The sequence below is a fragment of the Pseudomonas sp. TH31 genome (assembly GCF_016650815.1).
Classification (GTDB): Bacteria; Pseudomonadota; Gammaproteobacteria; order Pseudomonadales; family Pseudomonadaceae; genus Aquipseudomonas.
Window position 1 is genome coordinate 179,573 of the sequence record NZ_JAEKEZ010000001.1, and the last position, 14,162, is coordinate 193,734.

The 14,162-nt window shown below is 54.7% G+C and carries 12 protein-coding genes and 1 pseudogene; 4 read left to right on the plus strand and 9 right to left on the minus strand.

What is annotated here, in order from left to right:
• Positions 1 to 447 precede the first annotated feature (447 nt).
• Together JFV26_RS00850 and map are read left to right on the plus strand one after the other, a co-directional pair.
• The gene (locus tag JFV26_RS00850) at positions 448 to 678 is read left to right on the plus strand and encodes a hypothetical protein (RefSeq protein WP_045060682.1); all 231 of its coding nucleotides are present in this window, start codon (positions 448 to 450) and stop codon (positions 676 to 678) included.
• Between the two features lie 390 nt (positions 679 to 1,068).
• Positions 1,069 to 1,860: a type I methionyl aminopeptidase gene (gene map / locus JFV26_RS00855; RefSeq protein ID WP_201188871.1), complete on the plus strand. Its 792-nt coding sequence runs from the start codon at positions 1,069 to 1,071 to the stop codon at positions 1,858 to 1,860.
• 189 nt (positions 1,861 to 2,049) lie between these two features.
• Here map and JFV26_RS00860 read toward each other — a convergent pair whose 3' ends face one another.
• The 4 genes from JFV26_RS00860 to JFV26_RS00875 all read right to left on the minus strand — a co-directional run bounded on the left by JFV26_RS00860 (position 2,050) and on the right by JFV26_RS00875 (position 6,635).
• Complete coding sequence (locus tag JFV26_RS00860; RefSeq protein WP_201188873.1) at positions 2,050 to 3,063, minus strand: isocitrate dehydrogenase; 1,014 nt, start codon at positions 3,061 to 3,063, stop codon at positions 2,050 to 2,052.
• A gap of 344 nt (positions 3,064 to 3,407) precedes the next feature.
• Positions 3,408 to 4,169, minus strand: a complete 762-nt coding sequence (locus JFV26_RS00865) for a DUF1275 family protein (protein WP_201188874.1) — start codon at positions 4,167 to 4,169, stop codon at positions 3,408 to 3,410.
• Positions 4,170 to 4,534: 365 nt separating this feature from the next.
• Positions 4,535 to 5,779: a malic enzyme-like NAD(P)-binding protein gene (locus tag JFV26_RS00870; RefSeq protein WP_201188876.1), complete on the minus strand. Its 1,245-nt coding sequence runs from the start codon at positions 5,777 to 5,779 to the stop codon at positions 4,535 to 4,537.
• A gap of 625 nt (positions 5,780 to 6,404) precedes the next feature.
• Positions 6,405 to 6,635, minus strand: a complete 231-nt coding sequence (locus JFV26_RS00875; protein ID WP_201188877.1) for a hypothetical protein — start codon at positions 6,633 to 6,635, stop codon at positions 6,405 to 6,407.
• Positions 6,636 to 6,775: 140 nt separating this feature from the next.
• Here JFV26_RS00875 and JFV26_RS00880 point away from each other — a divergent pair, with 140 nt between their 5' ends.
• Positions 6,776 to 8,431, plus strand: coding sequence for a SulP family inorganic anion transporter (locus JFV26_RS00880; protein WP_201188881.1), 1,656 nt, complete (start codon positions 6,776 to 6,778; stop codon positions 8,429 to 8,431).
• Positions 8,432 to 8,504: 73 nt separating this feature from the next.
• Here JFV26_RS00880 and JFV26_RS00885 read toward each other — a convergent pair whose 3' ends face one another.
• From JFV26_RS00885 to JFV26_RS00900, 5 genes and pseudogenes are all read right to left on the minus strand, one after another.
• Positions 8,505 to 8,690 carry a ribbon-helix-helix protein, CopG family gene (locus JFV26_RS00885; protein ID WP_201188883.1) on the minus strand — a complete coding sequence of 62 codons (186 nt, stop codon included), beginning with the start codon at positions 8,688 to 8,690 and terminating at the stop codon, positions 8,505 to 8,507.
• Positions 8,691 to 9,038: 348 nt separating this feature from the next.
• Complete coding sequence (locus JFV26_RS00890; protein ID WP_201188884.1) at positions 9,039 to 10,334, minus strand: NRAMP family divalent metal transporter; 1,296 nt, start codon at positions 10,332 to 10,334, stop codon at positions 9,039 to 9,041.
• A gap of 130 nt (positions 10,335 to 10,464) precedes the next feature.
• Positions 10,465 to 11,004, minus strand: a pseudogene (locus tag JFV26_RS00895) (DUF2252 family protein); the annotation flags it as partial.
• A 56-nt stretch (positions 11,005 to 11,060) separates the two neighbouring features.
• On the minus strand, positions 11,061 to 11,177 hold the full coding sequence (locus JFV26_RS34615; protein WP_446739887.1) for a DUF2252 family protein: 117 nt from the start codon (positions 11,175 to 11,177) through the stop codon (positions 11,061 to 11,063).
• A gap of 595 nt (positions 11,178 to 11,772) precedes the next feature.
• The gene (locus JFV26_RS00900) at positions 11,773 to 12,684 is read right to left on the minus strand and encodes a LysR family transcriptional regulator (protein WP_201188886.1); all 912 of its coding nucleotides are present in this window, start codon (positions 12,682 to 12,684) and stop codon (positions 11,773 to 11,775) included.
• A 105-nt stretch (positions 12,685 to 12,789) separates the two neighbouring features.
• On the opposite strand from JFV26_RS00900, the gene JFV26_RS00905 reads away from it, so the two are divergent.
• Positions 12,790 to 14,136: an MFS transporter gene (locus JFV26_RS00905; RefSeq protein ID WP_201188887.1), complete on the plus strand. Its 1,347-nt coding sequence runs from the start codon at positions 12,790 to 12,792 to the stop codon at positions 14,134 to 14,136.
• The last annotated feature ends 26 nt before the right edge of the window (positions 14,137 to 14,162 follow it).

A 14,162-nucleotide genomic window follows, 5' to 3' on the forward strand; every position in this document is an offset into this window, starting at 1 on the left:
TGCGGCGAGGGACTCATTTCATACCTTTGAGCATGACGCCATATGTGCTCTTCAAGGTGTAATCATCACGGTCAAGTAAGTCATTTTGGACCCGTACAGACAATTACCTTCAAGACGTGGAGCTGATCGTGAGAGCTTTTTTTGGTTCGGTTTTGTTCTCGGCCTGGCCGTCAGGGCCTTCTATCGTTTGAAGCTCATCCGCAAGGCGGTGTGCCTTCAAAGACAAAGCATTGGGCTGGTCTGCTCAGGCTGGCGTACCTCAGGAGGTTCGTGGTTCTGCTGATGACTAGCCTCCGGAGGCTCATATGTGCATAATATTATCATGCAGTGATAATAGAAAGGCAATCTGCTCGACTTTGCCTCAGGCAGGAGCGACGTCTTTTGCTCAATTGCAGGGAGGCAAAATCACGCATGAGAACAGAAAGATGTGAGCGCTTGGAGAGCTGCATGAAACGTGAGGACGTAAAAATCAAACACGCTGAAGGCATTCAGTTTGACACCCATTTGATTGCCAATCCGGCCAACACCCAGGAGTGGATCGCCTTCTTTAAAAAGGAAGCAGGAAGAAGCTTTTTCCTGGTCAATGACAACGAAGAAATTGAACCCTTCCGACACCTTGATGATTTGATTCATGAACTACGTGAAATCGGCATCAAGGTGGCTGAAATTCATTTTTGAATTCTTTTTCCTTGGAGTGTCGTCATGTCTGTCAGGGTCGAGCATCTGTCTAGTCAGAGTGAAGATCTATGGTCCGTGTGTATAGGTACCCGGCGAATTCAGTTCCGCAATGAGCAGGGCGCAAAGGACTACGCGGCAAAGCTGAAAGAGCGTATAGAAGCTCCGCATATATACCCGTATGCAGTGTCTGCAACCGGTGGCGGAAATTACAGTAAGTAATTAAATGTGTTGCCCTTGTTTTAGTATAAAGATTGAAACATAACAAAAATAATAAGATTTCCTGTTTGAGTGTGATGCATGAGTCGGCGAGTTATAAGTAAACATCTTTGAACTTATGTCGGATCTATTCGACAAGTGAATGCTCGTTCATTCAGTATCTGGAGTCGCATAATGAGGGTGAAAGTGCCCGCTAAAAAGCCAGCGGAAATTGCCCTGTCACGGGCTGCTGGTAAACTGGCTGCGGAGGTTTTGAGCATGATCGCGCCTCATGTCAGGCCAGGTGTTTCTACCGATGAGCTTGATACGCTGTGCCATGACTACATAGTCAACGTGCAGAAGGCCATTCCAGCCAATGTCGGATATCACGGTTTCCCTAAAACCTCGTACACCTCTGTCAATCATGTGGTGTGCCACGGAATTCCGTCGGATAAAAAGCTTCGGGATGGCGATATCATCAATATCGACATCGCAGTTCTCAAGGATGGTTGGTTCGCTGACACAAGTCGCATGTACTTTGTGGGTGAGCCAAGCGCTGAGGCTCGCCGGATAGTGGACACCACCTATGAGGCAATGTGTGCCGGCATTTATGCAGTAGGCCCTGGTGCCACGCTCGGTGATGTCGGGCATGCCATTCAAACTGTGGCGCACCGTGAGGGCTACAGCGTTGTGCGCGAATACTGCGGACATGGCATCGGCATGGTTTACCACGATGAGCCGCAGGTCCTTCATTATGGGAACCCCGGTGAAGGTCTGAATCTGAAACCGGGAATGATTTTCACCATTGAGCCAATGCTCAATGCTGGCAAGCACGAGGTAAGAACGCTTGGTGATGGCTGGACGGTGATCACCAAGGACCTTTCGCTCTCGGCCCAGTGGGAACATATGGTCCTGGTCACTAATGATGGCTTCGAGGTCTTGACTCCCTGGCCAGACCAATCAGAGGAACACCAGGAGATTTTTTAATCGGGTGGCCAGTCTTCCTGTTACACAGGGGCGCCAGTGATTCCCGGGCGTTTTTGCCTGGAGTCGGTGCTGATGGGTAAAGATCTACCCCCGCTAGGGCATTCTGATTTCTCTTCAATCAAAGAAGGTCGATAGGTGCGGCGCAGGATATAAAACGCCAGCTCTGACTGAGCTGGCGATGACGTCTATCTAGTCACGCATGTAGGCCACCAAGGCGTCAGCGAAGGACTCGGTCGTTCCGGTTCCGCCCATATCCGGTGTCACCTGATCGCAGGCGGTTTTCAGAACAACGCGGATAGCGGTACGAATGCGTGTCCCTTTGTCCACCATGCCCAGATAATCAAGCATGTCCGCGGCAGCCAGCAACAATGCGCAGGGGTTCGCGATGTTCTTGCCCGCGATGTCCGGTGCCGAACCGTGGACCGCTTCGAAGATGGCCGCCTCGGCGCCGATGTTAGACCCGGGCGCCAGGCCCAATCCACCCACCAGGCCTGCGCACAAGTCTGAAAGGATGTCACCAAACAGGTTGGTGGTGACAATGACATCGAATTGATGAGGATTCATGACCAGTTGCATACAGGCGTTATCGACGATCATTTCGTGGAATTCGATTTCCGGATAGTCCGCAGCGACCTCACGCGCAACCTCAAGAAACAAACCGGAGCAAGACTTGATGATATTGGCCTTGTGCACCGCGGTAACTTTCTTGCGGCCTTTGCTACGAGCCAGCTCGAAGGCGTATCGCACAATGCGTTCGGAGGCGGTGCGTGTTACGCGAATGCTCGCCAAAGCGACTTCGCCGTCCTCTGAAATACTTTGTCCTTCGGGTAAGTAAGCCCCCTCGGTATTTTCCCGCACCGTGATGATGTCGATATCTTCGAAGCGCGAACGGGTCCCTGGGAAACTGATCGCTGGTCGGACATTGGCGTAGAGATCGAAATGGCGGCGAAGGTGAACGTTGATCGATGAGAACCCACGGCCAATCGGTGTCGTCAGAGGGCCTTTAAGTGCAATGCCATGTTTGGCGATCGTATCGATAGAGGCAGGTGGCATCAGCTGTCCATGTTGCTGCAATGCCTCCAGGCCGGCCTCAACGAAGTCGTAGCGAAGATTGCAGTCAAGGGCGTCGAGTACGCGTAGCGTCGCTTGCATGATCTCGGGGCCGATGCCGTCGCCCTTGATGATTGCGATTGTTCTGCTCATGGTCTCTTCCTTAACAGAGCTTTGTCAGCCTGCTGTATTGATTGGGTCATTGAGACTGATGTCACGAGTCTGCTGATAGGCATTGACTGTCTGACGGCTTTCGCCGCGCCAGCGTGCTGTGTTTCATCCTCCGCGCCGTGACTGCGCAGGTCATCGCGGATCAAATGACGGGCGTCCTGAGACGGGTGTCAGATCTCGCGCCGCACAGAACTACTCGAGGATGCTGCTGTTACGGGGCGAGCTACCGGATCAAGCGTGCTGTCACTGCTCCACCGAATATGCGCATAACATTAACATACAATGTTAATGTTATGCGGCAGGCGCGCTCAGCAAAAGTCATTGGCTCACTTTCGCATGACGCGGCGGACAAAAAGCCTGACGTCGTCAAAGGCAGGCACGATTGCCAGCGTCACCAGCACCATCGCGAGCGGTACCGTTGAGATGTAACCAATGTGCTTGAACCCAAATGCCCCCATCACGCCGCCGAAGAAGAAATTCAGCGCCAGCAGTATCAGTATTTTGAGCCGGGTCCGATTGGCGAGAACTTTTGGCTGTGTCGATGTGCTGGCGGCATTCCAGTAAAAGAGTTTTCCCAACTCAATTCCGATGTCCGTGATGATGCCGGTGATGTGAGTCGTTCGGATTTCGGCTTTGGAAATTTTGGTGATCACCGCGTTTTGTAGCCCCATGATGAAGCACAGGAGCATCACGGTGACTGACACGAACAAGCCATCCACGGTGGATAGTTGAGCGCCCAGAAAGCCAAAGCAGATAAGCAGAAAGGCTTCGACCAAAAGTGGCACTGCAAACTCACTGTGCATCCGTCTGCGTCGGGAGTAATTGACCATGACCGCAGAGCACGCAGCCCCAACCAGAAAAGACAACAATGCGCCGGTGCCACTCAGCACCAGGTCGTAGGCTCCCAGCACACTGTTGTCTGCCATCGCAGAGACGATGCCCGTCATGTGTGAGGTGTACTGATGCACCGCCAGGAAACCGCCAGCGTTGATTGCTCCCGCGACGAAGGCCAAGGCAAAGCCAAGATGTCGGTTTGCGGTGGTGGTACGTCTTCGCCCGGTGAGGCTCCTGACATATTTGATCGGCATTTATTCACCCTTGCCTCAAGCCTATGAGGAGCAAAAAAGCCAACCGATTATGTATATCTGATATCACCAGGTCCTCGCGATTTAGACGGGTCTGCTCGTTGAGTGTTGAATCCGATGGCTGCCGTTTCTTCTGATCGGTGCTCAGGACTGCCTGGGATGGCAAACCTGCGTGCTGATTACCTGCCGGGGGAGTAGACGGGGATCGCGAAAGCTTCACTTGGCGATCGGCCAAAAGCGGGTAATTTTGCAAAATGGCGGACTGTCGATATTCAGGAGGTGCAGCGGCTGGATAACCCCAGGTGCGACAGCTGCCAACCGTGAAAAAGGTCGTGCAGCTGCGGCACATCTGCGTGATTGACGTCAGCTTAAAGCGGGTAGTGCGCCGGGTAATGCAGCTTCGCAACGCCGGTGTCGATAGCGGCCTTGGCCACTGCACCGGCTATTGCTCCGAGCAGGCGAGCATCGAGCGCTTTGGGGAGAATGTAATCGCGGCCAAACTCAAGCTTATCGACGTTGAACGCTTGCAGCACTTGCACCGGTGTCGGCTCTTTGGCCAATTGGCGCAGTGCTTCCACCGCGGCAATTTTCATCGCTTCGTTGATCCGGGTTGCGCGAACATCCAGCGTCCCGCGGAAGATGAATGGAAAGCCCAGAACGTTATTGACCTGGTTCGGGTAATCAGAGCGACCGGTCGCCATGATCAGGTCATCACGTGTGGCCATGGCCAGCTCGTAGCTGATTTCAGGGTCCGGGTTCGAGCAGGCAAACACGATCGGGTTAGGTGCCATCGCTGCCAGTGCTTCTGCCGGGAGGAGATTGGCTCCAGACAGGCCGACAAACACGTCAGCACCGGTCATGGCTTCCATCAGCGTACGAGGGCCACCGTCGTTAACGAACTGTGCCTTGTATTGATTGAGGCCTTCCCGAGCGGAGTGGATAACACCGACACGATCGACCATGTATAGGTTGCTTTTTTGAGCGCCGAGACTAAGCAGCAGGCGCATGCAGGCAGTGGCGGCAGCACCGGCGCCGAGGCAAACAATTCTCGCACTCCCCAGGGTTTTGCCCTGAATCTCCAGTGCATTGAGCATGCCGGCGGCAGTGACGATGGCAGTACCGTGTTGGTCGTCATGGAAGACCGGGATGCTGCACTGTTCGATCAGTGCTTCTTCGATTTCAAAGCACTCAGGCGCTTTGATGTCTTCCAGGTTGATGCCGCCAAAGGTGTCGGCAATGCGCACGACTGTATCGATAAAGGCCTGGGAGCTCTCGGCATTGACTTCGATATCGATCGAATCGATACCGGCAAAACGCTTGAACAGCAATGCTTTGCCTTCCATGACCGGCTTGCTGGCCAAGGGACCTAGATTGCCGAGGCCCAGAATGGCCGTGCCGTTGGTGATCACGGCCACCAGATTTCCTTTACCGGTGAAGCGGTAGGCATTCTCTGGATTCTTCGCAATTTCGCGTACGGGCTCCGCTACGCCTGGGCTGTAGGCCAGTGCGAGTTGGGCGGCTGTGTCGGCAGGCTTGGTCAGCGCGATGCTGATTTTCCCAGGGGTCGGGAATTCGTGGTAATCCAGTGCAGCCTTCTTGAAGTCGGTAGTCATGCGATCCCCTAATTAGACGTTGATTATAATCGTATGTTAACACTATTATAATGCAAGGCAACGAGGTCCTGACCCAGAGACCAGGGACAAATTGCCGGCTGAACGCTGCTGATGAAGGGGTTTGTCAGCCAGCGGACCCTCTCTATTGACCCTAAGACTTCAGGGCGGGCCTGTATCTGGTGGTCAATAGAGATCCTCCTATGCTTGAACCCGTCTTAGGCCACCTCGTGTGGCCATTTTTTTGCGCGCTCGAATGTCCCCAGCGTCAAGACGCTGAAGTTATGGGCGTGGCTCAAGTGAACGTGGTAATCAAAATAGCGGGGAGCGAAAGGGGAGCAGGCTTGGTGTTCTGTTCCTGTTAGCCAAACGTCGAGCCTGTCTATTGGAGGGAAATACCCCGGATCAGCATTGATCGGTGGTCCTGGCTGTGAGAGGTGTGGTGAGTTCGTGGGAAGGGATGGAGCGTGTCGATTCTTTCTTTGAGTGTGGCGGCATGGTCCTTTACCCCCTGGTCAGTACGAAATTGGATGTTGCGGCTGCCGAAACTAACAGACCAAAGCGCTTCGCTCTGGCCGGACAACTACGCAACCTTTATTGACATGATCAAACGCCCTGAGTGGAACCATCAGAAATGAACTTCGGCGGACTTGATACCCAGCTCTCGAAGCTCATGGATCAGTTCATCGAGGCGTCCAAATGACTCAATTTCTTCGTTGTCATTGACCAGGAAATAGCTCCTGCCTGCTTCCTTTTTGAAAAGAATGATCCACTCCTGCGTATTGGCCGGGTTGGCTATCACATGCGTGTCGAAGTGCATGCCTTCACCGTGTTTGGTTTTGACGTCTTCGCGTTTCATTCGAGGGCTCCGGGCATATGTTTATGCGCTCTTGACACCGTATCTACAGTGCCGCTGGTGTCGTACGAGGCTAGGCCAATTGCTTTGCTATTATCACTACGTGTGAATAGTATGCACATGCTACCAACGCGAGGCTAGTCATGATTGCGATACGAGAAGCTTGGAAAGCAGGCTTGTTAGGGCCCGAGCATTGGCTTCGAAATATCGTCTCAGGGGTCATCGTCGGGGTGGTGGCGCTACCCTTGGCCATGGCATTTGCCATCGCATCGGGCGTCAAGCCGGAGCAAGGGATCTACACGGCGATTGTGGGTGGTCTATTGGTTTCGCTGTTCGGCGGGAGTCGACTACAGATCGCCGGCCCTACCGGGGCGTTCATCGTCATTCTGGCCAGCGTAACGGCCAAGTACGGCGTTGATGGCTTGCAGATCGCGACAATGATGGCGGGCGCAATATTGTTACTGCTCGGCATCACCAAGCTTGGCGCACTTATCAAGTTCATTCCCGATCCCGTGATCGTCGGGTTCACCGCCGGTATCGGTGTGATCATTTGGGTCGGGCAGTGGAAAGACTTTTTGGGTTTGCCGAAAATCAGTGGCGACCATTTCCATGAGCGGCTTTGGCACCTCATCCAGGCGCTGCCTGGCCTCCATGTGCCCACGACCCTGCTAGCCCTCCTGAGCCTGCTGTTGGTGATACTCGCGCCTAAAGTACCAGGCGTAAGGCGTGTTCCCGGTCCTCTGATTGCCATGGTCGTTGTGACGGCGTTGCATTCCTGTTTTCAGTTCGATGGCGTGGCAACGATCGGGAGTGCATTCGGGGGGATTCCACAAGGATTGCCCAAAATGGGCCTTCCTGAAATAACGCTGCCGCAGATCATTGAATTGATTGGTCCTGCGTTCGCGATCGCGATGCTGGGGGCGATCGAGTCGCTGTTGTCTGCGGTTGTCGCCGACGGGATGGCCGGCACCAAACATGACTCCAATCAGGAGTTAATCGGACAAGGCATTGCCAACCTGGTCACTCCTCTGTTTGGTGGCTTTGCTGCGACAGGCGCGATCGCTCGAACAGCGACCAACATCCGAAATGGTGGCAACAGCCCCATTGCCGGTTTTGCGCATGCTGTCACGTTGATTTTATTGATCCTCTTCCTGGCACCTCTGGCTTCGGATATCCCGCTGTGCGCGTTGGCTGCGATATTATTTGTGGTCGCTTACAACATGAGCGAACTGAAGCACTTCAAACGCATGGTCACACGAGCCCCAAAAGCGGACGTTGCGATCCTTTTAATCACCTTCAGCCTGACTGTTTTCAGCGATCTGGTGATTGCAGTGAATATCGGGGTCATCCTCGCCATGCTGCAATTTATGCGTCGGATGGCTTCATCTGTGGAGGTGCAGCTAATGGTCGAAAAAGAGCTGGAGGCAGAGTTGCGCATGAATGGGCATGTACATCTTCCACCTGGTGTTTTGGTTTACACCATTGAGGGGCCTCTCTTCTTTGGCGCAGCAGAAACCTTTGAGCGCGTTTTGGCTCAAACGCACACCGATCCCGGGACGTTGATTATTCGCCTGAAGCGGGTGCCGTTCATGGATATCACGGGCTTGCAAACGCTGCTCGAAGTTATTGAGCAGTTGCGCAAACGCAGCATCGTCGTGAAGTTGTGTGAAGCCAACGAAAAAGTCCTTGGCAAGCTCGACAAGGCAGGGGTTCTTCAGGCACTCGGCTCAGAGCATTATCATGCTGACTTCAGTGGTGCACTGGGCAGTTACGCCGAGATCGACAAGCCGCTGGGCTAGAGATGAGGTGCAAATCAGTAGAGAGAAGGAGCGATGAGCAGGCATTCGTCGTACCCGCTCATGCGCAGATGAATCACTTGCCATTGGCCGCAGTTCTGCTTTTGGTGGCGTAGGACACGCCATGCGTCTCCAGATAGTCCCGAATAAGCTGACGAACGACCTGAGAGGGCGTCAGATCCTGAGACGCGCACAGCTCCTCAAGCGCTTTTTTCTTGACGGGATCAATGAGCACAGTTAATCGTGCAGTCTTATTTTCCATGGAATTGTCTGTACCCTAAAACGGTCAATGTTAATCAAATTATAATGGTCGAAGATTTATTTGTCACCGGTCAGGTTCGTTACAGTCAACTGGGTTGACCCGAAAGGCGCCGGTTTTTGCGATCTGGCGCCCACGGCCGGATCTTTTCCCGGCTCTCACGGCACGGCTTTTCCTGGCGTATTCGGCGGCGTCAATCCGGTTACAGGTCAGTGCAATACCCAAAACGTCCCGGTGATTTCCGTGGTTTTCATTCCCGCAATTGCCCTCGAACCAGACAATACCCTCGTGGGCCCACGGATGGTTTTTGGGCTATCGCCAAGGTCACCAGGCAAGTATCAGAGAAAAGCTCTACGTTGATAACATACCCCAGAACATCCCGATCACTACAAAAGCCATTGCTATCGTACCGCTCCAACCCAACACCCTGAGCCCAGGGTGGATGACGAAAGAACCCATTATTTTTTTGTGTGATGCCATCAACATCATGATGAACATGATAGGCACCGCAATGACGCCATTGACGACTGCACTCCAAAGCAATGCTTTAATGGGGTCAATCGGTGCAAAGCAGATTAATACTCCCAATAATGTTGCCGCAGTAATGATGCTATAAAAAGCTTTGTCTGTTACCGGCTTGGCCGCCAGGCTGTTCCTCCATTGAAACGTTCCGGCCACGGCATAAGCTGCAGAGCCGGCCAGCACGGGGACCGCTAACATGCCGGTGCCAATGATGCCTGCACTGAACAACCAAAACGCAAACTCGCCGGCAATCGGCCGTAAGGCACTCGCCGCCTGTGCAGATGTTTGAATATCTGTGTTGCCATGCATATTCAGCGTGACGGCGGTGGTCAACATAATGAAAAACGCAATGATGTTGGAAATACCCATCCCCACCATTGTGTCAATGTTGATGCGCGTAAAGTTGGCTCTCGCCTGGTTTGGTGCATCAATCAGCGACTGAGCCTTGGGGTCCGCCGCCATGTCCTCAACTTCCTGTGATGCTTGCCAGAAAAAGAGATAGGGGCTGATGGTCGTGCCAAAAATGGCAACCACCATGGTTATGTACTCCGGCTTCCAGGACATCTTGGGCCATAAAGTCTGGTGAATGACCTCGGTCCATGGAATGTGCACGGCAAACATAATGCCCACATAAGCCAGCAATACCAGGGTCAGCCACTTGAGTACCCGCACATAGCGCTTATAGGGGATGAAGACCTGTAGAAGCAGAGAAACCACACCGAAGCCTACTGCATACAAGTGAGGCGATCCGCCGATCAACAGCTTCAACGCCGCACCCATCGCTGCTATGTCGGCTGCAATATTGATGGTGTTGGCGAACATCAACAGGACGACGATGCTATATAAAAAAGGTCGAGGGTAATGTTTTCGTATATTGGTCGCTAGCCCGTGCCCGCTAACCCGGCCTATTTTTGCGCTGATGATCTGAATGCCGACCATCAAGGGAAAAGTGAAAAACAAAGTCCAGAGCGTATTCAGGCCAAATTGCGCACCCGCTTGCGAATAGGTCGCGATACCGCTTGGATCATCGTCCGCTGCGCCAGTGATCAGGCCGGGCCCGAATTTTCTTATCCACGAGCGATAGGTAACAACCGGAGGCTTGTCCATGAGTTCTTTTTTGTTCATGTCGTGTTTCTCAGGGACATGGGATGCCACATCACATTTTGACTGGGGCGCTTTAGCGGGAGTTCCGGAATGTTAATTCCGCGGGATTTTTCCAGGCTGGAGGCTTTCAAGGCGTGAGTTATTGAATCTCCTAATGTTCCAGGGCATAGCGTCGGCAGTGATTCAGGTATCCCTCTTCATGCTTCCCTGCCAGTTGCACAATACTGGTCCATAGCCAGGACGGCGCATCAAGCTGTCCTGTCCGGTTTACCTGTAATTCAGCGATCCAGCTATTTCGAGTTGCCCGATCCATCTGCCGCGCATGTGCAATTCCAACAACGCGTGCGAGGTACCCCACCGCGTGCATGGCATCAATCTCGCTTAATTCATCCAGTTCAAGCTTCATGTCCTGAGGCAGCAACTCGCGGATAAAAAAGTCGTGCTCCAGAAACCGCGTCGTGATCATTCGTTCTCCGAGCGAAGGTGAAAGTTGCCGGGCTCCCTCCAGTACTCTTTTGCCGTTGTCGCGCGGCATATGAGCTCGAGCTGCCCGAGGCACCGCGGCACCCACGGCTTCCTTGATGTCGATCAAACAATATTCCGGTGCTGCTTTTTCACCCACCCCCAGCAGCACCGCGTAACGCAACAAACCGAGTGAACTGCATCTTTTGACCCAGTAAGCCGAATCTAATGGCAATCACAGATTGCGGGTCCTTGAGGCAAGCGCCGGCCTGGTTGGCTGTGTAGCTATTCGTAAAACTGGACGGTGCTGCCTCGAACATAGGCGTGTGCCGAGCGGGCCATCTTCTTGTTGCGTAGCTGAGTCAAATGCGGGAGGCGTTGCGATGGGCGGGGAGGGGTCATGGAAATAGCTCGGCGTGGGCAACGGTTGACGCTTGGCCCAGGCTAAATGTTTTAAAGTAATTCGGAATTTATTGAGCGTGATCTGGCCGTCCTTCGTCAGCACGGCGTGCTGTTGGAGCAGAGTTTCGACCTTCGCTGTTTGGTGTGGGCAGCGATTGGTCCCATACGCAACATGAAGACAGCATCAGTTACGGTACGGCGCTGGAGCAGCTTCACGCTCTGGAGTGTTCGACACAACTGATGCATCGATGCTGGTGAGTGCGCCTCAAGTGCCATTGATAGAGCGCTGTCGCGCAGTCTCTGAACGGGCAGTCTGATGAGTTGACCCGACGTTTTGAACCTTCTCATTTTCGCGCAGATCAAACGTGTACAGCGTCAGGCATTGCCTGCCCGGAGATGATCAGATGAAACGCACAACTGCACTAATGTTAGTAATTACAGCCACCCTGCTGCTCGGTGGGTGCTGGCCGTATTGGCATGATGGGCATGGGCATGGAGGTGATCACGGTCGCTACTACGGAGGTCAGGAGTCCCACCGCTACTAATGCCTGGGCCCAATCCGAAAGGATTGGGCTTTTTCATGTCTGCCAAGAACCTACTGTGAAACAGCGCCCCATCCGTCCCTGACCGCCCGTCGAATCCCTTCCAGCAGCATCGCAAACGCCGGGTTGTCATTGTTCTCGCGCCAGATCAAATGCAGTTCGCTTTGCACTCCTTCGCCCAAGTCGATATCGCGAAACACCACGTTCTTGAACACCACGCTGGTGGCGCAGCGCGGCACCAGGGCCAGTCCCATTCCAGCGTTGACCAAGGCCAGAATGGTCAGGGATGAGCCCAGCCACTGCACGTATTCCGGGGCGACACGGGCGGAGCGCAGCATGCCGGTCAGCAGTTCGTTGAACGGCGGGTAGGCGGCGTGGGAGTACATTAAAAACGGTTGGGCATCGAGGTCTTGCACCGACACGGTTTCGGCAGTGGCCAGCCGATGATTACTGGGCACCGCCAGCACAAAAGGTTCGCGCACCAGGCATTCAGTGGCGTAACCGGTTTCCAGCAACGGCGCGCGGACGATGCCCAGGTCGATGCGGCGGGCGCGCAGGGCTTCGTGTTGCTGGTAGGTGTTCATCTCCGACAGATCGATTTTGACGTGGGACTGTTTGAGCCGTGCCTCAGCGATCACTTTGGGCAGGAATTCATACACCGCGCTGCCGACGAAACTGATGTTGACTGAGCCGATGTCGCCTTCGGCGAAGCGTCGGGCGGTGGCGGCCGCTTGCTGGGCGCGCTCCAGCAGGTTCTGGGCTTCGATGAAGAACGCACGACCGGCCGCCGTCAGGGCGACGCTGCGGGTGGTGCGGGTAAACAGTTCGACGCCCAAATGGTGCTCCAACAGTTGAATCTGTCGGCTCAGCGGTGGTTGGGTCATGTTCAACCGTTCGGCGGCGCGACGGAAGTTGAGCTCGGTCGCGACCGTGGTGAAGCAGCGCAGCTGGGTAAGCTCGAACATTGATCTAATCCAGGTATCAATCGAGTGCCAAGTTAGATTAGACGGGATCAATTGCCGCGTCCATGATCGACTCGCCCCTAAAAAAACAAGATCGGGAGTCGCCCCTTGAAAACCCTCCAGAGTTCACCGCAACCCACGGTACTCGCCCGTGCCGCAGCCAAAGTGAAGCGCCATGTGCTGCCGCTGTTCGTGGTCATGTTCATCGTTAACTACATCGACCGTGTGAACATTGGTTTCGTGCGTAGCCACATGGAGACTGACCTGGGCATTGGCGCGGCGGCCTACGGACTCGGCGCCGGTTTGTTTTTCGTCGGCTATGCATTGTTTGAGGTGCCGTCCAACATGCTGCTGCAGCGGTACGGCGCTCGCGTCTGGCTGACGCGGATCATGTTCACCTGGGGCTGCGCGGCCATGGCGATGGCCTTCGTCAAAGGCGAGACCAGCTTCTATGTGCTGCGCTTTATTCTCGGCGCGGCTGAGGCCGGGTTTTTCCCCGGCATCATTTACTACTTCACCCAGTGGCTGCCGGCGTCCGAGCGCGGCAAGACCATGGCGGTGTTCCTCAGCGGTTCGGCGATAGCCTCGGTAATTTCCGGCCCGGTGTCCGGGGCGCTGCTGAACATCAACGGCTTGAGCCTGCATGGCTGGCAGTGGATGTTCCTGATTGAAGGCTTCGCTTCCATCGTGCTCTGCGGTTTTGTCTGGTTCTGGCTGCAATCCCATCCGCGCGAGGCGAAATGGCTGAGCGAAGAGGAGCGGGGCGCGTTGATTGGCGCCATCGCGGAGGAACAGCAGACCCGTGAGGCCGCGAAGGGGCCCAGGCCCTCAATGTTCAAACTGTTGGCCGACCGGCAGATTGCGCTGTTCTGTTTCATCTACTTTTCCATCGCGTTGACGATCTACGGCGCCACGTTCTGGCTGCCGAGCATGATCAAGAAAATGGGCAACCTGGGCGACTTCCAGGTCGGCCTGTTCAATTCGGTGCCCTGGCTCATTTCCATCGTTGCGATGTACGGCTTCGCCGCGATGGCCAGCAAGTGGAAGTTTCAGCAGGCCTGGGTCGCGCTGACGCTGGTGATCGCCGCGTTCGGCATGTTCATGTCCACCACCGGCGGCCCGGTCTTCGCTTTTATCGCGATCTGTTTTGCCGCCATCGGCTTCAAGGCTGCGTCGGCGCTGTTCTGGCCGATTCCCCAAAGCTATCTGGATGCGCGCATTGCGGCGGCGGTGATCGCGCTGATCAACTCAATTGGCAACCTGGGCGGCTTCGTCGCGCCCACCGCGTTCGGGTTCCTCGAGCAATCCACTGGCTCCATCGAAGGCGGGATGTATGGCTTGGCGGCGACCTCGCTGGTGGCCGCCGTGGTGATCTTCTTTGCGCGCACAACCCCTCGCAGCCGTACTGGCAAATCAACCGAAGTCGTGGTGCCGAGCCACGCCGCGACGCATTAAGCCCTGGATATAGATCAATCGGAGCC